We start from the raw sequence: 23,770 nt of genomic DNA on the forward strand, positions 1-23,770 counted from the left end.
GCATCCGTTTTGATCAACGCACCATAGGACTCATGCCCTATTGGTATACCCATAAGTTTTGATCAACCTTTTCTTAAAAGGTTGTTCGAGCAACCTTTTACTAAAAGGTTGTTGCTAAAAGTTTCATTTTATTACCTTTAATATCTCTTCAGAAGCATCAGTCGGCTCTTTAAACCCTTTATAAACTTCTTTAACAACTTTCTTTATAAATTTCAATTTATTTTCCTTAATTTTACAGCTTTGAATACATAAAGGGCAGTAATTTAAATAACTTTCATCTTTTTTAATTTTTATAGGGAATAATTCAAAAAAGTTTATAATAATCCCCCTATCATATTTAAAAACTCCACAATTTAAACAGCTTGTAAATATATAACCTTCTATATCCTTAACAATCTTATCTTTCAAAAATCCGCATGGGAATGAGTTTATAAGAGTTTTTATTTCATCTTTTTCTAAATTTAAAGTTAAAAACTCATGCTCTATATTTTTTTCACTTAAATAATTTGAAATCTTCTCCTTAGTTTTTTGCGGAACTAAAGCTGGAAAGTCATAAGTTATTACTTTAACATTAAAAATATTTAATAAAATATCAACAGCATATAAATCGTATTGGCATTGAACCAGATATGTAACATCTATTTTCTTTCTTGGAATTTCCTTATATAAAAAATAATTGCAGATATTTTGGAAGGCAATATCATCAAATAAGGATTTAATAGCTTTTATTCTTTTTTCAAATAAAACCTTGTCAGTGTAATCTTCAACCCTTATAATTTCAAATCTATCCTTCATCTCTTCCCTAAGTTTTCCAACTACCCAGCCTCCAGGCCCTATAATTGTTGATTTGTCAGTTCTATTTTTTGTATAAATGGTTAGCATCTTTCCATTTACTTCAATATCAACTATATCAAATAACGCTTTACCTAAGCCTAAATCTTCTCTAATTCTTGAAACTCTCTCTTTAATCTCATTAATTAGCTCTAACTGCAATGATTGTTTGTCCTGCATAGACCCTCTCTCCTTCTTTTACTGTTACATTATAGTTGCTTGGAATTATCACAGCAGTTTGTGAGCCAAGCTTTATTTTACCAATTCTCTGTCCCATTTCAACATAATCTCCTTCTTTTAAATTTAAAGAGCATCTTCTTGCAACAAAACCTGCTATTTGAACAACTCCAACGTAATCTGAGCCATTTTTTATTATCACTATGTTTCTTTCATTTACCTTTTCTACATCTTTTAAAAATGCTGGATAATAACCACCATCTACATGCTCTATATATACAACTTCTCCGCTTATTGGGGCTCTATTAACATGCACATCCAACGGAGACATAAAAATGCCTACAACGTAACAACCATATGGGAAGTATTTTGAAACATTTAAGATATAGCTATTTCCATCTTTAAAAACCTCTGCTTCTCCATTTTCGTAGAATTTTATATATTCAACAGTTCCATCGGCTGGAGATAGAATGATATTATCCTCTTTTATTACATCCCTATCTGGATCTCTATAAAAATAAACAGTAAATAACAGTAGAGAACAGACAGTTACAGCAAAGAATTTCTTATATTTATTTGCCATGCTCTTCACACCATTTGCATTTTTCATAGCCTAGAGCTTTTGCATCATCTTCAGAATAAAAGTAAATTATATTTTCCTCTTTTATCCTTTTCCATATGGACAGCTTTCCAATATGTGATACTTCTTTCCATATTTTGATGCATAAATATTTGTCGGTGTTGGAGATAAATAAATATCCCTATCAAAGTTTTTCTTTTCAATTAGTTTAAAATCATCAATATTATTTAAAATTATCTCGTATTTTCCATTATATAGGGATATTTTTCCTTTAACCTCAATATAATCTCCTTCTTTAATCATTGGATTATAACTTAGTGTATAATTTAATAGTTCTTCCCTCGTCTTACTAAAAGCAACAACATCCAAGTTTCCAGTACCGTCGTTTATAACAATTCGTGATATATTAATAACATGCCGGTATTTATCTCTTTTAACATCCATCTTTTGGATGTAACCTTTTATAATAACGTAATCCCCTTCTTTTATCTCTGATATATGTTTTTCCTTTGGCTGAGTTGGATTTAAAAATAGCCAAGTGGTGGAAAGGATTATAAAACAAGCTAAGGCAAAGAAAATGGTATTTCTCTCCTTTAATTTCATGATATCCCAACTATGATTAAATATTAAAAAATAGTTTTTATTCAACAATTGCCGATGCGTAACCAACAACTGCTGAATAATCTCCAGTCATATCCCCAGATGTTGCATAAGCCAATAATTTAGATTTTTCAGCCCCCAAAGTTTTCATAGCTTTTAGCATAGCTATTACTGGTCCATAACCGCACATTGATATGTTGTAATTTACAACATCTTCATATAACGCTCTTTCATCCATCTCTAGGATATCTTTAATAACAATTGCATCTTTTTTTGAAGCAACTTCTTGGGGTTCGTAGTGGGTCAAATCAGAGGAGGCGATGATAACAACCCTCCTATTTAGTTCCATGGCAATTTTAGCTATAAAGTAACCAACCTCCACAGCGGTTTCATAATCTTGTAGCATCATGGTTATAGGGACTATTCTAAATTTGGCAATATTCAACAACTCTAAATGCTTTAAAAATGGTAATTGAACCTCTATGGAATGCTCGTTTAAATGGGCTGTTTCATCTAAATCAATAATTTCACATTTCTTCCAAAGTTCATCAATAAATTCTTCGTCAGTTTTTACATCTCCAAGGGGAGTTCTCCAAATTCCATCCATTACACTAACTCCAGAACCTAAACCAGTATGATTTGGACCTAAAATAACTGCAGTAATCTCTTCAAGAGCATCAACTCTTTTTGATAATTCATAGTAGGAATGGGCTTTTATAGGGCCTGAATAGATGTATCCTGCATGAGGACAGAGCAAACCGACAGGTTTTTTATAATTTCCATGAACAGGCATTGATTTGGGGCCATATTTGTGTAAATAACACTGCTCAATCATATCTATGAGTTCATCAGGATGTGAAGGATAAAACAATCCAGAAACTGCGGGATATCTAATTTTATTCATAATTTCCCCCTAATAAATTTGTTAAATATCTCAATATATATTACAATTGTCCTTTTTTGTTTATATAGTTATTTGTGCATTTTTGTGGCACTAATATAAACAAAACCAAAAGTTTTTTATATTTTTACACATATGTGTGTTATTAGAGAAAGTGAGGTGATACCTATGTTTGGATGGGGAAGAGGATGGTTTGGTAGAGGTAGGAGATTCTGGAGATATTACCCAGTTGAGAGAGTTGGAGGCAGATACAGATACGTAGGACCTTGCAGATGTGGTTTAGGACCACATGCATTCTATGTTGATGAAAAAACTGGAGCTTTAGTCCATGCATGGGATTTATATAGAGGTTATCCAGGATATACATATGATTTAGATGAAAAGAGATATTTAGAGGAAGTTATAAAAGAGTTAGAAGAAGAGAAAAAAATGTTAGAGGAAGAATTAGCAAAAATTAAAAAAAGATTGGATGAATTAAAGAAAGAATAAAGTGATACAATGGAAATGAAAAGATTTTTATGTGCAAAATGTCAAAAAGTCATAGAAGTTCCTTATGGAGTTCCAAAACCAGATGTTTGCCCCTACTGTGGAGCTCCAGCAACGTTTATCCATAGGATTGACGCTGGGGGGAGGGGATTAGGTCCTGGAAGAGGTAGAAGATGCGGAATGAGGATGATGGGAAGGTTTGTCAGGGAGTAATTTCTATTTCTTTTTTAAATGTTATATTTATTAATTCGAATATTTAAATTAAATTTTTTAAAAAAATAATGAAATAGGGCTTTATTTTTTTCTAATCTCTTTTAATGCCTCTTCAACATCAGCATTTTCATGAACTATTTTGCAAACAGCTCTTGTTATACCTACAACATCATCGTGCTGGAATATGTTTCTACCAACTGCTACACCAGCAGCACCAGCTTCCATGGCATCTTTAATCATCTGTAAAAACTCCTCATCTGTGTTAGTTTTTGGACCTCCAGCAACAACAACTGGAGCTGGACAACCTCTAACAACTTCCCTAAATGAATCAACATCTCCTGTATAGCTTGTTTTAACAATATCAGCTCCTAATTCAGCTCCCAATCTTGCTGCGTGAGCAACTAATTCAGGGTCCCTTTCATTTTGAATGTGTTTTCCTCTCGGATACATCATAGCAATTAAAGGCATTCCCCAGTATTCGCATGTTTCAGCTATCATACCCAAATCTCTGTATGCTTCCCAATCTTCATCTGAACCAACATTTACATGAACTGAAACAGCGTCAGCTCCCATTCTAATAGCTTCTTCAACAGTTGTAACAATAACCTTCTTCAATGGATTTGGAGATATTGCTGTTCCTCCTGATAAGTGGATGATTAAACCAACATCTTTGCCATAACCTCTATGCCCATGCCTGACAATTCCTTTATGTAAGAGAACAGCGTTAGCTCCTCCTTCAGCAACATCATTTACTGTTTTTTTCATATCGATAAGCCCTTTAATTGGACCGTTAGAAACTCCATGATCCATTGGAACTATAACGGTTCTTTCACTTTCTCTATTGAATATCCTCTCTAATCTTACAAGTTTTCCAAGATTTTTTATATCTTTAAACAACTCCATACTCTCACATTTTAACTTTTAATGATATTATTAAATAAGAGTTAAGACTTAATATAAAGTTATCTATCAATATTTAATATTTATGTTTGTGGTGATTTTTATGGTATTTAAAGCTTATGATATTAGAGGGGTTTATGGTAAGGAGTTGGATGAAGGCTTTGCGTATTCTTTAGGAAAATGTTTGGGGGAAAAGTTTGAAAATAAGAAGGTATTGGTTGGGAATGATGTAAGAATTGGTTCTAAAGGGCTTTTACCGTATTTTATAGTTGGTTTAAAAGAGTATGCTGATGTATTTTATGCTGGAACTATCTCAACACCTTTAATGTATTTTGGAACTAAGGGGAAATATGATTTGGGGGTTATATTAACAGCCTCTCACAATCCTCCTGAATATACTGGCTTTAAAATGTGTGACAAACAAGCTATACCATTATCTCCTGTGGAAGAGATAAAGCCAATATTTAAAAAATATAATTTGACAGAAAGTGTTAGAGAAGAGGCTAAAAATCTAAAATTGGATGATATTAAAGTTGATATTGTAGAGGATTATAAAAAGTTCTTTTTAAAGAGATGTAATACCTCTGATAGAAAAATAGCTGTTGATTTTGCTAATGGAGCTACAACCATAGCTGAGAAAGAGATTTTAAGTGATTTACTTAACAATGCTATCTTTATAAACGATTATCCTGATGGCAATTTCCCTGCTCATCAGCCAGACACATTAAAGATGGAATGTTTAAAAGATATAATAAGGGCTGTGAAAGAAAATAATTGTGAGTTAGGTTTAATCTTTGATGGGGATGGGGATAGGTTAGGAATTGTTGACGAAAATGGTAGCGTTTTAAGAGGGGATATACTAACAGCTATAATTGCAAAGGAAATTTTAAAAGAAAAGCCAAATGCTAAGATTGTTTATGATTTGAGATGTTCTAAAGTATTTCTAGAGATTATTGAAGAGTATGGAGGAGAAGCAATAAAAAGTAGGGTAGGTCATTATTTCATTAAAAAGTTGATGCATGAAGTGGATGCTGAATTTGCTGGAGAGTTGAGTAATCACTTCTACTTTAAAGAAATTGGTTATTTTGAAAGCCCGTTGTTGGCTTTAAACTATATCTTAAAAGCTATGGATGAAGAAAATAAAGCATTATCTGAGTTAAATAAGGAGTTTAACAAATATCCACACAGTGGGGAGATAAACTTTAGAGTTAAAGATCAAAAATACATTATGGATAAGATAAAAGAATATTTCAAAGATTGCGAGCTCGAGGAATTGGATGGTATCTCAATTTACTGCAAAAACTTCTGGTTTAACTTGAGACCTTCGAATACTGAGCCGTTGTTAAGATTAAATTTAGAGGCTGATAACTATGAAATAATGAAGGAGAAGGTTGAAGAGATTAAAAAATTGATTTCAGAGCTTGATAAATCTCTATAATAAATTTCATAATTGTGTCATTAATATGCACAAATCCAAAACATTTATATACAACTTTTTAATTATAGAAATTGTGCCTATTTTAGTAGGTTAAAGAAGCGGGGTAGGGTAGCCAGGTCCATCCCGCCGGGCTCATAACCCGGAGATCGGAGGTTCAAATCCTCCCCCCGCTACCATTTTATTTTAGAATGCAATATTAATAAATTTAAATATATTGTTTATTTAAACCTCTACAGTTAGAGGAATAGCCTCCTCTATAATGGCAATCTGCTTTTTTAATATCTCTTCATACCTATTTTTTAATATTTGCAAAGCTTTATAGGCTGATTTTCCATTTAAATACATAACTTCTTCTTTTCCTCTCTCAATGTATTTAACATAAGCCACATTCTCATCAAAACTTACTGTTAGAGATATAAACTTACAGGAACTTAAAATATCTTTCAACATCCCCTCATAAATATTTTTTCCGCAGAATAGGTTTAATTTAGCTATCTCCTTCATATCTTCATCTTCTAAGAGCTGTTCTATCTTTTCATACTCATAGATAATTAATTCTAAATTATCAACCAATTCTTTAAAACTTTCAGCCCTTTCAATTAAACAAATAAATTTAATCTCAATTTTTCCTTTTCCTTTCCATCTCCACTCTCTATTTTTCCATTCATTAATTTTTTTCTTAATTTCTTCAATATTAAATTCCATGATTTCACCGAAACCGTAAGATATTTATCCACAAATGCGGGAAATAGTTAATGGGTGATATTGTGATTAAGATACTGGTTGATAACACTGCCTATAAAAAATTTTTTGCCCAACATGGATTTTCAGCTTTGGTAGAAGTTAATAATAAGAGAATTTTGTTTGATGCTGGACAAAATCCTAAAGTTTTGGAAGAAAACTTAAAATTGTTCAATGAAAAAGAAGGATTTGATTATATTGTTTTATCTCATGGGCATTACGACCATTGCGATGGATTAAAATATGTTATAGATAACGATTTAATCAATGGAAAGGTTATAGCTCACAAAGATGCATTCTTAGATAAATACGCTGGCGATAGGTATATAGGAATTGATAAAGAAATAAAAAATTACCTATTAAAAAAAGCTGATTTGGAGATTGTTGAAAAACCTTATAAGATAGATAAAGATGTTATTGTTTCTGGCTATATTCCAAGAGAGCATAGTTATGAAATGGAAGAGTTCCAATGCATTAGAGATGGAAAGAAGGTTAAGGATGATATAAACGATGATATGTTTTTAATAGCCAAAGGAGTTTTAATTACTGGTTGTTCTCATAGCGGAATTATAAATGTGGTTGAATACGGAAAAAAATTGAGTGAAATTAAGGGGGTTTTAGGGGGCTTTCATTTGGTAGGTGTTTCAGAAGAATATTTAAATAAGGTTTTAGATTATTTTAAATCCCAAGATTTCTGGTTTATGCCTATGCACTGCACAGGATTTAAAGCTTTAACAAAGCTTTCTCAATTAAAAAACTTTGTTTATGGGCATGTTGGTAGAGTTATTGAGATTTAGGGGCTTATCATGAGAGAAGTAGAAAAGCCTTTAATTTTAAGTATTGTTGGAAATGTGTTGTTGGGATTAATAAAAATAATTATTGGTTATGTTTATTCAAGTATATCCCTAATTTCTGATGGAGTGCATTCATTATCTGATGTTATAACGAGCGTTATAGCAATTGTTGGAGTGAAAATATCTTCAAAACCAGCAGATGAATCTCATCCTTATGGACATTCAAGATTTGAATGCCTATTTTCTTTTTTTATTGGTTTGGCTTTGTTCTTCACGGCTTATGAGATTGGTAAGTTTGCAGTGGAGAGAATTATCTATGGAGAGGTAATTGAAGTAAATGCAATAATGGTTTTAGTTGCTATTTTATCCATAGTAGTTAAAGAGCTTATGACGAGATATTCATTATATGTTGGGAAAAAGCTGAATAACCAGCTTTTAATTGCTGATGCTTATCACCATAGGAGCGATGCTTTAAGTAGTGTTGTTGTTTTAATTGGTTTGTTGTTGCAGAAATTTGGCATATATTATGGAGATGCTATAGCTGGGATAATATTAGCTTTTATGATTGCGAAGGTGGCGGCTGATATATGCCTAACAAATATGCACTACTTAACTGGAAGAGCTCCAGGTGCTGAGTTCTTTGAGTCTATTAAGAAAGAGGCTTTAAGTGTGGATAAGGTTATTGGAGTACATGACATAAAAGCTCATTATGTTGGGCCTAAAATCCACGTTGAGTTGCATGTTGAAGTTCCATCAAACATTTCAGCAAGAGAGATGCACGATATTGAGGTTGAAGTTAAAAATAGATTGGAAAGCTTAGATAATGTTGAGAGGGCTTATGTTCATGTGGATATTGTGGATTGGTATTTTTAATCTTTATTTTTACTCTTTAGGTTTTATAGCTACAACTCCTAATGCATTCTCAACCCTTCTTACATTTACAAACCCAACCTTTCTCAATCTCTCCATAACTCCCCTTTGCAAATCCTTTCCCCTATATTTCTTTCCTGGGTTGCCCACATAATGAAACAATCTCCCTCCGGGCTTTAAGACTCTAAAAATTTCCTTATAAAATTCTTCACTGTATAAATGTCCAGCTAAGCTAAATCGTGGAGGGTCGTGAATAACAACATCAAACTCCTCATCTTTAAAATTCTTAATTACATCAAAGGCATCTCCCAAAATAATTTTAATGTTTCCTTTAAATAGATCTTCACTATATGGATTTATTTTAGCCAATTCTAAAACATTTGGATTTTTTTCTATTGTTATAACTTCAGCCCCTCTTCTAAAAGCCTCTATGGCAGTATATCCCAAACCCATACATGTATCTAAAACCTTTTCCCCTTTCTTCACTTTTACAGAGTTTATTTTATTCAGAGTGTCTTCGTAGGGGTTGATATCTTTAGTTCTGTGCATCCTTATTCCATTTATCTCAATTGTTGGTGGAATCGTTGGCACTAACTTGTAATATCCGTTGTTTGATATTGCAGCTTTGAAAACCTCTCCATCCTTTATAAAGTATATATGCCCTTCATCTTTGGCTATCTTTTTTAGAATATCAAAGTTAATCTCACCTTCAGGGAATCTTGCTACTTCTCTTTCCCTATCTATGATTATTTTTTCCTTTTTTTCTGTTTTATTCAAATCCAAATTTAAAAAAATCTCTTCATTTTGTGAATTTAATATTTTTTTAGCTGTTTCTGATGTTAAATAATTCATGATAACACCAAAAATTACATTTATGCTAAGTTTTAAAATATCGATTGAACCTACATAAGGATAAACACAAAAACATTATCAATTATTATTGCCCAATCTATTAACTAAGGGTATCTTTATAATTATTGTTTATATTTACCATGTTTGTATTTTTATATTTGAGTTATTTGATATTTATTTTGGTGAGTTTCATGGAACTTGAAGAAAAGTTAAAAGAAATTGCTAAAAAAGCAAAAAAAGGAGGTAAGGATGATTTAGCCGATAGAGTAAAAAATTTAGAAAAAGTTGCAATTAAGCTATATAACAATTTTAAATCAGAGTCTCAGCCTAACGAAAAAACAATAGAACAAGAACAACACGAGAACGAGATAGAACAACATCCTAATCAATATTTTGACAAAATAGAGGAAATTAATAATAAATTGGATAAAATTCTCGATATTATTGGCAATAACAAAAATTGCGAAAAAATTGAAAATTTATTAAAGGAAATATTGGCTAAATTTGACGAGCTAAAATATACAAATCTTTCAGAAGAGGCTATAAATAAGATTTCAGATAAGGTTAAGCAAATATACGATTCATCAAAAATGGAGTTGATGGAGAAGTTGGATACAATAATAGAAAGAATAAACGACTATTCTTCAAAATTGGATAGATTATCAGATGGCGTTGACGATATTTCTAATAAAATTGATACAATCTCGGAGAAAATCAAAGATTTGTTGGATATTGGTGGGGTTAAGGTAGTTGATATTATAAAACTAATAAAAGAAATTTATAAGGGAATTGATGAAATAAAAAAGATTTTAAATAGTTCTGATGATGAAAATATCGATAAAGCTATTGATATTGTTGACGAGCTGAATAGCAAAATAGACAACTATATTGAAGAAATTGAAAAAGAATTAAGCTAAAATAAAAAATTTTTAGATTTTTCTTTTCAATATCTCAATTATCTCATTATCTACGAGCTTCATCGCTTGCCCAATTTTTCCAATATTCTCTATACACTCTTTAAAATCTTTTCCAACAATTCCGTTTGTGTATGGAACTTTTGAGTGTAAAGATAAATAAATGGCAAAAACTCCTGAGGCAATTTTTAAGGCACAGCCAATTTTCCCTCCATCACAAACAATACCTGGAAGATTTGCTGTAAAACTTTTAATGCTCTCCTCAATTTTATCAGTTCCAAATATGTAATAAGCTAAAGCAGAAACAGCTCCAATTCCACCTCTATTCACACATCCGCACATTGCTGAGATGTAAGATGAATAATAGGCTGAGTATATGGTTGTTAGGGCAGATAAAGTTATAGATTTAATTAGTTTTTCTTCATCACTTCCTTTTATTTCATCATAGGCAATTATTGGCAATGTGGCTGTTAATCCCATATTTCCACTACCAGCAATAGCCATAGCTGGTTTATTAGCCCCAATCATCCTATTATAAACTGCAGAAACTGTTTTTTTAAGCATGTAATTTAGAATTTCATCATTTATATCTAAATTAACAAAATCTTCTGGAACTTCAGGTGTTGAGAGATTTTTGTTAGTTTCTATTGTTTCTTTTATAAGTTTAACAACATCTTCAGGAATATCATCACTATAATCAATGAAATCTTTGAGAGTTAGATTTTTATAGGCGTTTTTTAAATTTTCAGGCATAGATTTTCCAGAATGGCTTCCTTTAGTTTCAGCCTCATATAATTTATCGGCTTTTATAATTACTTTACAGTAGACATCTGAGTTAATTACTTCAATTTTCAATTTACCCTCTATGAATTTTTCTAATTCTTCATCATATTTTATATCTTTGAATACTTCGAGTTTATTATCTTTATTTCCTAATAATCCGCCAACAACTGCTGGTAATATGCCAAATTTGCCAGTATTTGGAACTCCAACAGAAAATGCATTTTTAAATGTTCCTTTATCCAATGTTAATTTTATTTCTTTTATTGAATAAACATCTTCTGGTTTTGCCTTAGCTACAGTGTATCCTATTAACCCAACTTCAGTGCAACCCAACGCTTTAACAACTTCATTTTTTAAAACTTCTGTTATTAACTTTTTTTTATCCATGATAGCCACCATTTTAAATCTTTTTGATTATTTCTAAAAACTCATCAACTTTTTTTAAATTCTTCTTTCCTCCATAATCTTCCAACGATGATGATACATCAATGGCATAAGGTTTAACTGTATTTACAGCCTCTAAAACATTGTCTTTGTTTAAACCGCCTGCTAAAATTAAAGGTTTTTCTAATAATTCCCTCAACTTCTTAGAAACTTCCCAATGGTGTGTTTTTCCTTCAAGTTTTATTTTTTCTATTTTTGTATCAACCAAAATTGCATCAACGTATTTTTCATAATCTTTAGCAGTATTTAACAACGTTTTAAAATCAATCTCTTCATCTTTAGGTATATGAATAACTTTAATAATATCAGCGTTTAAATTGCCATTATTTTTTAAATTCCTTAGCTCTTTAACAAAATCTAAGCTTTCAAATCCATGTAGTTGTATGGCATTTGGTTTTAAAGCGTTATAAACTTCCAAAACCTCATCTATACTATTTGGCATTAAAACTGAAACTAATGAGGTGAATGGAGCAACATATTTCTTTAACTCTAATGCCTTATCTAAGGATATTTTTCTTGGGGTTTTTACTGGGACATCTATTATAACTCCAACTGCATGGACTTTTTTTGATATATACAGCATATCTTCTTTATTGGTAATTCCACAAATTTTTACTTTAACCAAATTTTTCACCTTTTAACATTTAGCCTTCATTTTTTGCCTTGTTTTTTATTTTTACTTTTTCTTTATCTTTCTCTTTTAGAGGTAATTTTTTATTATCTTCAGTAACTTCATCGATAATTTTTAGTAAGTAATCTACGAGTTCTTTTAAAGTAGCGATAATCTCGGGAGTGACTTTCATTATATCGTTTTCAGTTATCACTCCTATAATTTCTCCTTTCTCATCTACAATAAACAGCTCTTTAACTCCACGATCTCTCATAATTCTTAAGGCTTCATCAATTGGAGTATCTGGTGGAATAATAACTAACTTATCAGAAGCAATATCTTCTATTTTAACTTTATCTGGGGGTAATTTTTTGATTAATACTTTATTTATTAAATCTTCATCTGTAGCTACTCCAATACGTTCCTTATTAGGTTTTCCACGTATTACAAGAACAGATGGCATATCATCTTTAACCATAAGTTTTGCTACATCGTATACTGATATATCTCCGCTAACTATTATTGGCTCTCTCATGATAAGTAAAACTGGAATATTTCCAGGCATTTTTATTCCCCACTGTATATTAATTATAAATAAAATTTTTTTGTTATTTTTATCATATTTGTTGTTTTCGATATTGATGATTAAACTTTAAACAGTATAGAGTTTATTTCTTTGAAAAACTTTTCTTTTAAATTATTATAAGTGAACCCAAAAATATATAAAGTTGTGTGTAAAAGAAGTTAACATAATTTTATTAACAATTTTATATGCCATATAAATAATTAGTATTACTATATTATAAAATAAATATTAAAAAGTGTGATAATATGCAATATATTTATCCATTCACTGCAATCGTTGGACAGGAGAAGATGAAGAAGGCTTTAATTTTAAATGCAATAAATCCAAAGATTGGTGGAGTTTTAATTAGAGGAGAGAAGGGAACAGCAAAATCCACTGCTGTTAGAGCTTTAGCTGATTTACTTCCAGAGATTGAAGTTGTTGAAGGCTGTTCATTCAACTGCGACCCTAATGGAGAGCTGTGTGATATCTGCAAAGAAAAGAAGGATAAAGGAGGATTAAAAATAACAAAAAAGAAAATGAAAGTTGTTAATCTTCCAATAGGGGCTACTGAAGATAGAGTTATTGGAACTTTAGATATAGAGAAAGCAATAAAAGAAGGAATTAAAGCATTGGAGCCAGGTATTTTGGCAGAGGCAAATAGAAACATCCTATACATTGATGAAGTTAATTTGTTAGATGACCATATAGTTGATGTTCTATTGGATGCTGCAGCAATGGGGTGGAATATTATTGAAAGGGAAGGAGTTAAGATAAAGCATCCTTCAAGATTCATATTAGTTGGAACTATGAACCCTGAAGAAGGAGAGCTGAGACCTCAAATTTTAGATAGGTTTGGTTTAATGGTTGATGTTGAGGGATTAACTGATATTAAGGATAGAGTAGAGGTTATAAAGAGAGTTGAAGAATTTAATAATAATCCAGAGGAATTTTACAAAAAATTTGAAGAAGAGCAAAATAAATTAAGAGAGAAGATAATTAAAGCGAGAGAAATTTTAAAAGATGTTGAGATTAGCGATGAACTCTTAGAATTTATATCTAAAGTTTGTATTGAATTGGGAATTCAAACCAATAGGGCGGATATAACGGTTGTTAGAACTGCTAAGGCGTTGGCAGCCTACAACGGAAGAACAAAGGTAACTTTGGATGATGTTAAAGAGGCGATGGAGTTAGCTCTTCCACATAGAATGAGGAGAAAACCGTTTGAACCACCACAATTAAATAAGGAAAAATTAGAGCAGATGATTAATGAATTTGAGCAACAAATAAATAAAAATGAAGAAGAGAAAGAAAAAGAGGAAAAAAAGGAAAATAATGACGTAAAAAAAAAAACAAGAATAAATTAAATAATGAATCAAATAATAATGAGAATAATAATCCAAATAATGAACATGAAAATAATAATCAAAACCAAGATGAAAATACTGGAGATTTTGAGCAAACATTTGGTATAGATGAGAGCGTTAAAGTTAATCCAAAACTTATACAATTCAAGATTAAAGATAACATCCACAGATATAGCTCTGGAAGGCATATTAAAAGCTACAGCATGAGAGGGAGATACATTAAATTTAAACCTGCAAATGATAAAATCGTTGATATTGCCTTTGATGCAACATTTAGAAGAGCCGCTATTCACCAAAAAAAGAGAAGAGAGAAAGCAAATAAAAAATTAGCTATATATTTGGAGAGAGAAGACATCGTCGAGAAAGTTAGGCAGAGGAAGATATCTTCCCACATATTGTTTGTTGTAGATGCAAGTGGTTCAATGGGAGCTATGAAAAGGATGGAAGCCGCTAAAGGGGCTATAATATCCCTACTCTTAGATGCTTATCAAAAAAGGAATAAAATTGGAATGATTGCATTTAGAAAAGATAGGGCTGAGCTTATTTTACCTTTTACATCTTCAGTAGAGCTTGGGGAAAAACTACTAAAAGATTTACCAACAGGGGGAAAAACTCCTTTAGCTGATGCGTTTATAAAAAGTTATGAGGTTTTTGATAGGGAAATAAGGAAAAATCCTAATATTATCCCAATAATGATTGTGATAAGTGATTTTAAACCAAATGTGGCTGTTAAAGGAGATTACATTAAAGAGGTTTTTGATGCATGTGAGAAGATAGTTGAAAAAGGAATTAACGTTGTATTAATTGACACAGAACCACAATCCTTTATAAAAATTGGAATTGGAAAAGAAATAGCTGATAGATTTGGATTTAAATATTACAAAATAGAAGAATTGAGCAAAGATAAGCTCTTGGATATTTGTAAGGGTTTTGTAGAATATTAGAGTTTTTCTTCAACCATTCCCTCTATTTCCAAATATTTTTTTCTAAGCTTTTCTTTCATCTCATCCTCAGCGTTCCACATTCCTCTTTCTATAGCTTCTAACAACCTTTCAGTTATATTTAATAAAGCATAAGGATTGTTTTCTTTGAAGAATTCTTCCATTTCCTTATCAAAAACATATTTTTCAGCTATCTTTTCGTACATCCAATCATCTATTATATCTGAAGTGGCATCCCATGCAAACATATTATCTATATACTTTGAGAAATCTGAAGCCCCTTTGTACCCATGCCTTTTCATTCCTTCAATCCACTTTGGATTCATTATCTTTGTTCTAAATATCTCTTTACCTTCCTCTTTTAAATGTTTGGTTCTTACATTGTTTGGATTTGACGTATCTCCAACATAGCTAACTGGTTTCTTCCCTGAAAAGTGAGTTACAGCGGCAATTAAACCCCCATGATAACTGTTGAAGTCATCTCCTTCAAATATATCCCATTCTTGGCTATCTTCATTTTTAACTGTAAGCTCAATCTTAGATAACCTATTTATAAACTCGTCCTTAGCCTCAACTCCATAGATGCCCTTTCCATAAGCGTAGCCTCCCCATTCTACATACACTTTAGCAAAATCCTCTATTGATTTCCAGTTTTTCTCATCTATTAAATGGGAAACTCCAGCTCCGTAACATCCCGGTTTATCGCTGAATATCCTAAACAAAGATGTTTTTTTAGCATTTTCTTCATCAATCCCTTTCTTTATCTTTTCTTCAACCTCATCTTTATAATGTTTTTTTACAAAGTTCATTTCATCCGGCTCATCTAAATTAGCAACAATTCTTATAGCTTCGTCTATAAGCTCAATAACATTTGGGAATGCATCCCTAAACAACCCAGAAACTCTTAAAGTAACGTCAATTCTCGGTCTTTTTAATTCTTCTAAAGGAATAACCTCTAAGCCAACAACTCTTCCCATCTTATTCCAGACCGGCTTAACTCCTAACAAATATAAAATCTCCCCTATATCATCCCCTTTTGTCCTCATAGTTGGGGAGCCCCAGACAATAACGCCTATATACTCTGGATACTTCCCTTCTTCCTTTAAATATTTCTCAATCAACTGCTCAGCCAATATTTTTCCCATTTCATAGGCTGACTTTGTAGGAATCTCCTGTGGATTGCATGAATAGAAGTTTCTTCCAGTAGGTAGGCAGTTTATATCTTTAGTTGGAGCTCCAGCAACTTTTGGAGGAATGTAAAAGCCCTCCAATGCATTTACTGCATTTATAATCTCTTCATCAACCCTCATTAGGTTTTTATAAATTTCTGATACAGTTTTTAAAACCTCTTTTAATTTTGAGTTTATTTTTACTGTTTTTAACTCATCAATTTTATTTTCATCAAAGTTGTATTTCATATATTCCTTTAACAAATTCAATCCAATTTCATTTATTTTGTCCAATATTTTGTGATTTTTACCTTTATTTTCATTCAATTCTTTCCAATCGTATCCCAAAATTTCAGATAAAATCTCTAAGTAGTTAAATTGGTATCTAACAATCATAAAGAGCATGTTAATTAATCTATCTCCTTCCAAAGAGACTCCCATTATGTGTAATCCATCGTTTATCTGCCTATTTTTCAAAACCTCTAAGTAATCGTGGATTTTGTTTAAAAGTTTTTCAAAGTTTTTGTCATTAATTTCCTCATCTATATTTTTTCCATCCAACAAATCTTCATCCAATTTTAGCTCTTTAATCTTATTTAAAATCTCTTTCTTTAAAAATTCTTTTTTCTCTTTATTTTCTGTTTCATAATAATCATCTATATTCTTTTCTAACTCTGCTAAATCCTCATAAAGCTCAGACATAGTCATTGGAGGTATTAAATGGCTTATGATTGTTGCATAAGCTCTCCTCTTCGCCTGAGTTCCTTCTCCAGGGTTATTTACGATAAATGGATAGATGTTTGGAAGTTCCATACAGATGTCGGGATAGCATTCATTAGATAAGCCGATAGACTTCCCAGGAAGCCATTCTAAGTTTCCGTGTTTTCCTATGTGCATAATTGCATCTGCCTTAAAAACATCCTTAATCCATTTATAAAATGCTATATAGTAGTGAGTTGGAGGTAAATCTGGAGAGTGATATGTGGCTGAAGGATTTTCTCCAAATCCTCTTGGTGGCTGAACTGAGATAAAGACATTTCCGTTGATTATTCCGGGAATTATTAAGCGGTTATTAAAGTTCATAACTTCTCCTGGAATTTCTCCCCAATTTTTTATTAATTCTTTTTTAACCTTTTCAGGTAGAGAGTTGAACCACTTTTCATAATCTTCTTTTTTAACTTTACCTACAGCTTTTTTTATCATCTCCTCAGTTAAAAACCTCTTATCGTTTGTTGCATAGTTCAGCATCTTTTTTATCAACTCAGTTCCATTTTCTGGAATTTCATCGACTATAAAGCCCCTCTTTTTCATCTCCTTCAAAATATTTACAACACTCTCTGGACTATCCAAACCAAACGCACTTGCTATTTTATCATTTCTTGGAGGGTAGTTGTGGAATATTATGGCTATTTTTTTATCTTTATTTTGCTTTAATTTTAGATTTGCATATTTTAGAGCTAAATCGACTATCTTCTCAGCTCTATCTCTTATTGATTTATATTTAATAATTGGAACTCCAACATCCCCATCTTTTATCTTTTCCTTTCCACCAATTGGAAAGTGTATTATAGCTCCATCAAACTCTGGCATCGCCATTCCTATTATCAAATCAATTGGATTTAAGCCAGAAACTGAATTTTTCCAATCTTCAATAAATCCAGTTGATATAATTCCCTGCAGTATTGGAACATTCAACTCCTTTAAAAACTCTGGTTCATCCTTTAACAACTCTGCCTTAACCCCCATTGATAGTGTGAACATGGTAGTGTTTATTAAAGCATGGATTATTGGCTTTCCATCCTTATAGAAATATCTTTTAAATGTCTCCAAAGTTCCTATAGAGCCGAGTTCATTCTTTAAATGGGAACAAAAAACAGCTATTGGAATCCCTCCCTTTTTCTCAATGATTTCAATTAAATCATCAACATAATCAATATTGTTTGCCACAAACCAATTTCTATAAAATAGGATTCCTATAACTGGTTTATTTAAATCTGTTTTCAACTCTTTTAAGTAATCATTCAAAGTTTCAAAATACTTTCGTTTGTAATAAATTCCCTGCCAAGGCATTGGTTTTGGCTCATCATATTTTATATCCAAATTTCCAAACTTATTTGCCAAATATAGAAGGAGATTTTTATAGTTGTAGATGCCTTCATAACCCAAATATTTGAAGACTTTATTTTTTACCTCATCATCTACAGTTCTATCCTTCTCTAAATCCGGATGAACCTCTGATACTGTTGGTAGGGGTAAAAATGGGATGTTATGTTTTTTACAAAACTCAGCCAATTCGTTGTAATATTTAAATACATTATTTCCTCCCATAAGTTTTGTAAAAACAATATTTGCATCTTTGATAAATTCTAAAAATTCTTTAAACTCTTCTCTGCTACATTTATAATCCAATATTTTAAATTCAATGCTGTATTTTTTAACCTCTTTGTATGTCTCCTCAAAAACTAAGTCATCACTATCAACCGTTGAAACAAAACCTATCTTTACCATTAACATCACCACATATATTAAAGAAAATCTTAACTAACTTAATATTATCTTTAACATTATTTAATTAATGCTCTTTTTATCATTTTTTATAATAAAAAATTGGTGAATAATATGAAATATTTGATATTGAAGATAACAAATAGATGTAATTTGAACTGCATTTATTGCTATGTAAATAACAAAGATAACAAAGATATGGATTTTAAAACAGCTAAAAACGCTATAGATTATCTACTAAGCTTAGATAATAAAATAAAGATACAATTCACTGGAGGGGAGCCGTTATTAAATTTTAAGTTAATAGAAAAAGTTGTTGATTACTGTGATAATCTCAACGCTAATATTAGCTATGCAATTCAAACAAACGGAACTTTGATAACTAAAAAAATAGCTAAAAGGATTAAAGAGCTTGATATAAAAGTTGGGGTTAGTATAGATGGATTGGAGATAAATGATATTTTAAGACCTTACAAAAATAGAAAATCATCAACGTTAGATACTTTAAAGGGATTATATATTTTAAAATCTTACAATATCCCTTTTGGCATAACAGCAGTGGTAACAAATAAAAATTTGCCTTATTTAGAAGATTTTGTTAAATATTTGATAGCGTTTGGTGTAAAAAGTATAAGTTTTGATTTATTAAAGCCAAAGAAAAGAGAGTATTTAAATTTAATGCCAGATATTAAGGAGTTTAACAAATTATTGGGGAAGTTAAAAGTTTATCCAATTTATATAAAGAATTTACAAAAAAGACCTAAAAATAAATACTGCTATCTAAACTCTGGAGATTTGTTATTTGTTAATGAATTTGGAGACATTTACTTATGCCCAACTTTAGAAGGTTTTTTATGCTTAGGAAATATAAACAAAGATAAAGTTAAATTGCCAAAAATTGAATGTAATAAATGCTATGCACGGGAATTTTTAATAAAAAATGTTAAAAATATTTAGCTCTTCTCGATAACTAAAATTCCATTACCCAATCTATCTATTTTAAACTCATATCCTAATGATTTAAGAGCATCTACGATATCTTTCTCTGAATAATATCCTACAAATCTCTTATTCAATCTATTGTAAAATTCAAAAACATCTTTGTAAATATTTTCATTTTTGCCAACTATAAACTCCTCTGAAATGAATATTTTTCCACCACTGTATATGGAAGATACCATATTATTTAAAAACTGCTTTAAAGATGGAGCGTATTTCATTGTATGTGTGCATATGACATAATCATATTTTTCTTTAGGAATTACTTCATTGAAATCTATATTTTTAAGGTCATATGAGTCATGATATAGCCTTTTAATCCTACTTTCTGCAATCTGTAAGAGCCCTTTGGATATATCAACTCCCATGTAGTAACCTTTTGGATACACTATATCCATAAAGTATTTAGGAGATCTTGAACCACATCCAACATCTAATATGTAATCCTCCCCCCCGATCTTTAAATAATCACTCGCAATCTCTCTGCAAAATGCATAATATGGGCTACTTAATATCATATCCCAAATATCAGGGTCTTTTTTAAAGCTTATGGCAATCTTTGGATGATTGTAGCTTATTAGAGCGTATCTTGACACATGGGTTATAAAATTATATTTCATTACATAATCGCTAATGATTTTATCAAATTTTGGCATTTTTATAGTTAGCTCAAAATCGTCGTTTATTTTAATTTTATCGTCATCGTATTTTAAAATTCCTAATTTTAGAGCTGTTTTTATATAGTCGAGGATAAACTGTTTATTTGGGTATTTAACTAATGATGGAATTTCTTCAAGTTTTGGATGATACTTTGCAATTATTGGGAAGATACCAAACTCTACACCCTGTTTTATGAATGTAACAAGCAATTCATAGTTTAAATACTCTACAGTACTATCAATCATTTCTATTTTCTTTTTTAGTTTTGTCTCTGATGGAACTATGTCGTTTACGACTTCACTAATGATTTCTTCCAATGCTGACACGTTATTATTCATTTCAAAAGAATTTTCAACCAAATTTTCAATTTTTGCTGAATCAAATTTCATAATTACCACCTTAAAGATTCTATAATATCACTATCTTGGTCTTTTAGGGTTTCAACTATCTTCTTCCCGTAATCTGTTAGTTTGTAGATTTTCATCCCTCCCCTTTCTATACATTCAACCAAACCTAATTCTATAAGGGAAAAATGACCATTATATCGTCCATTCATACCTTTTAGGCATCCAAGTACATTACTTGGGTCGGATTTAACCTTTCTTGATATTTCTGAGAGATAAGTGCCATAGGGATACATATTATAAAGCAGATACAGAATCTTTTTTCTTAACTTACTTTTATTTAGCGATCGGATAATCATAGGATCTATAAACACTAAGCTCATGTTTTCACCATAATATATGAAGTATTATTTGTAGTTATCCGAATATTCCAAAAATTGCAGAAGTTATGCCGCCTATTACTCCAAATATCCTATCAAATATTGACATATTTTGAGAATTGACTTCATTTAACTTATTTTCTTGAAAATTTTTAGGAATTTTTTCCATTTTGTTATTTAGATATGATTTCGCTATATTTTCGTTATATTCTAACGAATTATCTATTTTTTTATTTTCATTTTCTTCACTTTTATTTATTTTAACAGACGTTGATTTTTTTAGGATTACAGGAACTTTTTCATTATTGAAAATGGCAAAATCGTTAATTTTAACATATAATGTTATGTTGTAAGTTCCATTTTCTAAATTATTCAAATTTAGAGGAATTTTTAGCTCTTTTTCAGATTTTGGATAAACATTAGTTTGGTAAATGGAGCTTTTATAATGGATATTTGAACCTTCCCTAATTTCAACCCAATACTGAACTGTTAAATTCACTGGAAACTTGTCATTTCTGATTTTTGCAGATAAAAAGCTACTGTTATAGCTTAAATCTTCAATATTTATTGGGGAAATAACTTCAGTAACTACATGCATTCCAGTAGGTATTTTATTTCCTAATACATCTATTTCCGAGTATCTTCCAACTTTGTAATAGCTTGGAATTTTAACTAAATGGATTCCATGACCTTCCGTGTAGATGATGTCAACATTCTCAACAGATTTTGGGATTATATGAACTAAAGTGTATCCTTCAAATCCTTCCTCGAAGAAGATTGGAAATGCTATTTCAACTTCTGAATAGTTGTTTAATTTTACTGTTTTAACGTCACTTTTTGCTCTAACATTTCCATCTCTGTCAACAACTTCAACCCACACATCACATTTAACTTCAGAGTTTATTTTGTTTCTAATCTTAACTAAACAAGTGTTATTAAATCCTGCGACTGGTTTGGCTGAATATATTCCCCCACAACCTTTTACCACGTTTATTCTTCCTAGCAATAAGGTGTTATTGTATTCTACTTTCACAACATCTACTGGAAATGTTGCAAAAAAGTGAGTTATGCTTGTATATTCTTTAGCCCCTCTTTCAACTGAAACTGTTATTTTTAAATCCCCGTTCACTTCTTTGTAAAATGTTATAGGGACATTTATTTCCTTAACTTCATGAGCCTTTATAATGAATGGAATTTCTTTAGTGTAATTTGCTATTCCTTTTTCAAAATCATCGTCTATGGTAATTTTCCCTGATAATGTTTTATTGTAGATATTTTTTATAATAATGGTCATATTATACTCTTTTCCTGCCAATACGTATCCACCAATATCAGAAACTTTATTAATTTTCTCATCACATGGTAGAATTATTTTTTCAATAACTACTGGCGAGACAGCTTTAGGATTTATGTTAATGCTGTAAGATTCTTCGAAAGTTAGGGTATTAACATCTACAGGATTTACAGATACTTCTACGTTTTTATTACCTTTTTTTGTATATATTGGAACCATTACTTCTTCAGTTTCTTCCTTTTCTATGTCAATTAATTTGCTAAAGACTTTATTATCGTATCTAACCGTTAAATTGGCTACAACATCCTTATCATATTTGTTTTCCAAAGTAATTTTTAAAATAGACAGTGTTGGGTCATCTTCAACGTAATATCTTGGTAATATATCTTCTTCTTGTAAATATTTGTCCGATAAAGCATCTTCTATTTCATCATCCAAAATATCTGCTGATTTATAAAAATCTTTTACGATATCTGAAGTATTTTCATCAATCTTTTTGTAAAGCTCTACATCCTTTACAACCACTGGGAAGTAATAGTATTTTTCTACACCATTATGTTCGTAGTATATTCCGCTCTCATCTCTCCTTTGAACAGTTTCTTCAATTCCTTCAACAGAATGAGTAACATTCATTACCTCTACATTTGTTTCAATTGTAAATTTTTCTTTATCAAGGATAATTTTAGGTACTTTAATTGATAATTCTACCTCTTCTCCAAAAGGAATGTATACTGTTTTAAAATTGTCTTTACCATCGTAAATTACATTATCCCCATCTTTTACATTTATCCAAACTTTGGCAATATAATCACTTTTTGCGGTAGGATTACTCTTTAAAACTACATCAAACCAGTTAGAATAGCAAACTTCAGAATTTCCAATATCATATGATTCCTGACAAGTTACATTTTTAACATCTATTGGGAAGTACTGCCTCACTTTAATTGTTTTTGAAGCGATAGTTTTTCCATTTTCAATTAAGGATATCTTGGCATCATGCTCTTCGTCATCACTAACTGGAACTCTCACTTCAACGATTTTTTCTACATGACTATTTGGTGGTAGAGGTATTAAGCTAGACTCCCAACTTTTTCCTTCACATTCTACTCTAATTACAATATCATGCTCATATTCATCTTTATTTACAATTCCCAAATATAGAATTTGTTCACTAATATCTACGTGAATTATTGGTGAATTTGGTGGATCATAAGGTGACCATACTTTATATACGCTAACATCAGCAAATACTGCTGGCAATAATAAAAGTAAAATTATTAAAGTTATTTTTTTCATCAGTATCTCCCCTGTAAATTTAAGTTACAAGGATATATAATAAATGTAATAACATTAATTTATATTTAGCTATATTATTTATGATATTATTTTGTTAGTATAGTATAAATCTGTTA

The 23,770-nt window shown here is 30.8% G+C and carries 23 protein-coding genes and 1 tRNA gene; 10 read left to right on the forward strand and 14 right to left on the reverse strand.

Annotation, left to right across the window (positions count from 1 at the left end; translation table 11 throughout):
* Positions 1–123: 123 nt before the first annotated feature.
* The 4 genes from MEFER_RS06010 to amrB all read right to left on the reverse strand — a co-directional run bounded on the left by MEFER_RS06010 (position 124) and on the right by amrB (position 3,092).
* On the reverse strand, positions 124–1,011 hold the full coding sequence (locus tag MEFER_RS06010) for a hypothetical protein (RefSeq protein WP_015791726.1): 888 nt from the start codon (positions 1,009–1,011) through the stop codon (positions 124–126).
* On the reverse strand, positions 974–1,591 hold the full coding sequence (locus MEFER_RS06015; RefSeq protein ID WP_157200686.1) for an archaetidylserine decarboxylase: 618 nt from the start codon (positions 1,589–1,591) through the stop codon (positions 974–976). The genes MEFER_RS06010 and MEFER_RS06015 overlap by 38 nt, the downstream gene beginning before the upstream one ends.
* 81 nt (positions 1,592–1,672) lie before the next feature.
* Entirely contained in the window at positions 1,673–2,191 is a 519-nt protein-coding gene (locus tag MEFER_RS06020; RefSeq protein WP_015791728.1) for an OB-fold nucleic acid binding domain-containing protein, read from the reverse strand.
* Positions 2,192–2,228: 37 nt separating this feature from the next.
* A complete protein-coding gene (gene amrB / locus MEFER_RS06025; RefSeq protein ID WP_015791729.1) occupies positions 2,229–3,092 on the reverse strand; it encodes an AmmeMemoRadiSam system protein B in 864 nt (287 codons plus the stop codon).
* 165 nt (positions 3,093–3,257) lie between these two features.
* On the opposite strand from amrB, the gene MEFER_RS06030 reads away from it, so the two are divergent.
* Both MEFER_RS06030 and MEFER_RS06035 read left to right on the forward strand, forming a co-directional pair.
* The gene (locus MEFER_RS06030) at positions 3,258–3,578 is read left to right on the forward strand and encodes a hypothetical protein (protein ID WP_048056355.1); all 321 of its coding nucleotides are present in this window, start codon (positions 3,258–3,260) and stop codon (positions 3,576–3,578) included.
* A 9-nt stretch (positions 3,579–3,587) separates the two neighbouring features.
* A complete protein-coding gene (locus MEFER_RS06035) occupies positions 3,588–3,788 on the forward strand; it encodes a hypothetical protein (RefSeq protein WP_015791731.1) in 201 nt (66 codons plus the stop codon).
* Between the two features lie 81 nt (positions 3,789–3,869).
* Here MEFER_RS06035 and MEFER_RS06040 read toward each other — a convergent pair whose 3' ends face one another.
* Positions 3,870–4,691: a 2-amino-3,7-dideoxy-D-threo-hept-6-ulosonate synthase gene (locus MEFER_RS06040; RefSeq protein ID WP_015791732.1), complete on the reverse strand. Its 822-nt coding sequence runs from the start codon at positions 4,689–4,691 to the stop codon at positions 3,870–3,872.
* A gap of 100 nt (positions 4,692–4,791) precedes the next feature.
* On the opposite strand from MEFER_RS06040, the gene MEFER_RS06045 reads away from it, so the two are divergent.
* Positions 4,792–6,126: a phosphomannomutase/phosphoglucomutase gene (locus tag MEFER_RS06045; protein WP_015791733.1), complete on the forward strand. Its 1,335-nt coding sequence runs from the start codon at positions 4,792–4,794 to the stop codon at positions 6,124–6,126.
* Between the two features lie 97 nt (positions 6,127–6,223).
* Positions 6,224–6,302, forward strand: a tRNA-Met gene (locus tag MEFER_RS06050).
* Between the two features lie 46 nt (positions 6,303–6,348).
* On the opposite strand, the gene MEFER_RS06055 is transcribed toward MEFER_RS06050, so the two are convergent.
* The gene (locus MEFER_RS06055; protein ID WP_015791734.1) at positions 6,349–6,831 is read right to left on the reverse strand and encodes a hypothetical protein; all 483 of its coding nucleotides are present in this window, start codon (positions 6,829–6,831) and stop codon (positions 6,349–6,351) included.
* Positions 6,832–6,881: 50 nt separating this feature from the next.
* Between MEFER_RS06055 and MEFER_RS06060 the strand changes: the two genes are divergently transcribed.
* Together MEFER_RS06060 and MEFER_RS06065 are read left to right on the forward strand one after the other, a co-directional pair.
* On the forward strand, positions 6,882–7,664 hold the full coding sequence (locus tag MEFER_RS06060) for an MBL fold metallo-hydrolase (RefSeq protein WP_015791735.1): 783 nt from the start codon (positions 6,882–6,884) through the stop codon (positions 7,662–7,664).
* 9 nt (positions 7,665–7,673) lie between these two features.
* Positions 7,674–8,534: a cation diffusion facilitator family transporter gene (locus tag MEFER_RS06065; RefSeq protein WP_015791736.1), complete on the forward strand. Its 861-nt coding sequence runs from the start codon at positions 7,674–7,676 to the stop codon at positions 8,532–8,534.
* A gap of 9 nt (positions 8,535–8,543) precedes the next feature.
* Here the strand turns inward: MEFER_RS06065 and MEFER_RS06070 are convergent, their stop codons facing one another.
* Complete coding sequence (locus MEFER_RS06070; protein WP_015791737.1) at positions 8,544–9,383, reverse strand: class I SAM-dependent methyltransferase; 840 nt, start codon at positions 9,381–9,383, stop codon at positions 8,544–8,546.
* 191 nt (positions 9,384–9,574) lie between these two features.
* Between MEFER_RS06070 and MEFER_RS06075 the strand changes: the two genes are divergently transcribed.
* Complete coding sequence (locus MEFER_RS06075; RefSeq protein ID WP_015791738.1) at positions 9,575–10,300, forward strand: hypothetical protein; 726 nt, start codon at positions 9,575–9,577, stop codon at positions 10,298–10,300.
* A 12-nt stretch (positions 10,301–10,312) separates the two neighbouring features.
* On the opposite strand, the gene MEFER_RS06080 is transcribed toward MEFER_RS06075, so the two are convergent.
* Genes MEFER_RS06080 through MEFER_RS06090 form a run of 3 tightly spaced genes read right to left on the reverse strand, consistent with a single transcriptional unit; the run spans position 10,313 to position 12,699 of the window.
* Positions 10,313–11,467, reverse strand: coding sequence for an L-serine ammonia-lyase, iron-sulfur-dependent, subunit alpha (locus MEFER_RS06080; RefSeq protein ID WP_015791739.1), 1,155 nt, complete (start codon positions 11,465–11,467; stop codon positions 10,313–10,315).
* Between the two features lie 13 nt (positions 11,468–11,480).
* Complete coding sequence (locus MEFER_RS06085) at positions 11,481–12,149, reverse strand: phosphoribosylanthranilate isomerase (protein WP_015791740.1); 669 nt, start codon at positions 12,147–12,149, stop codon at positions 11,481–11,483.
* 19 nt (positions 12,150–12,168) lie between these two features.
* Positions 12,169–12,699 (reverse strand): CBS domain-containing protein, encoded by a 531-nt coding sequence (locus MEFER_RS06090; RefSeq protein WP_015791741.1) that lies wholly within the window; start codon positions 12,697–12,699, stop codon positions 12,169–12,171.
* Between the two features lie 266 nt (positions 12,700–12,965).
* On the opposite strand from MEFER_RS06090, the gene MEFER_RS06095 reads away from it, so the two are divergent.
* Positions 12,966–14,066 carry an ATP-binding protein gene (locus MEFER_RS06095; protein WP_015791742.1) on the forward strand — a complete coding sequence of 367 codons (1,101 nt, stop codon included), beginning with the start codon at positions 12,966–12,968 and terminating at the stop codon, positions 14,064–14,066.
* A gap of 203 nt (positions 14,067–14,269) precedes the next feature.
* Entirely contained in the window at positions 14,270–15,010 is a 741-nt protein-coding gene (locus MEFER_RS06100) for a vWA domain-containing protein (protein ID WP_015791743.1), read from the forward strand.
* Here MEFER_RS06100 and cobN read toward each other — a convergent pair.
* Entirely contained in the window at positions 15,007–18,684 is a 3,678-nt protein-coding gene (gene cobN / locus MEFER_RS06105; protein ID WP_048056357.1) for a cobaltochelatase subunit CobN, read from the reverse strand. The two genes, MEFER_RS06100 and cobN, sit on opposite strands and share 4 nt — an antisense overlap.
* Positions 18,685–18,795: 111 nt before the next feature.
* Here cobN and MEFER_RS06110 point away from each other — a divergent pair, with 111 nt between their 5' ends.
* A complete protein-coding gene (locus MEFER_RS06110) occupies positions 18,796–19,638 on the forward strand; it encodes a radical SAM protein (protein ID WP_015791745.1) in 843 nt (280 codons plus the stop codon).
* Here the strand turns inward: MEFER_RS06110 and MEFER_RS06115 are convergent.
* The 3 genes from MEFER_RS06115 to MEFER_RS06125 are packed head-to-tail and all read right to left on the reverse strand — an operon-like array spanning position 19,635 to position 23,654.
* Complete coding sequence (locus MEFER_RS06115; RefSeq protein WP_015791746.1) at positions 19,635–20,729, reverse strand: class I SAM-dependent methyltransferase; 1,095 nt, start codon at positions 20,727–20,729, stop codon at positions 19,635–19,637. The genes MEFER_RS06110 and MEFER_RS06115 overlap by 4 nt on opposite strands.
* A 2-nt stretch (positions 20,730–20,731) precedes the next feature.
* Positions 20,732–21,067 (reverse strand): helix-turn-helix domain-containing protein, encoded by a 336-nt coding sequence (locus MEFER_RS06120; protein ID WP_015791747.1) that lies wholly within the window; start codon positions 21,065–21,067, stop codon positions 20,732–20,734.
* A 34-nt stretch (positions 21,068–21,101) separates the two neighbouring features.
* Positions 21,102–23,654 (reverse strand): hypothetical protein, encoded by a 2,553-nt coding sequence (locus MEFER_RS06125; protein WP_015791748.1) that lies wholly within the window; start codon positions 23,652–23,654, stop codon positions 21,102–21,104.
* Positions 23,655–23,770: the final 116 nt, after the last annotated feature.

Source organism: Methanocaldococcus fervens AG86, from assembly GCF_000023985.1.
Lineage (GTDB): Archaea > AGJL01 > Methanococci > Methanococcales > Methanocaldococcaceae > Methanocaldococcus > Methanocaldococcus fervens.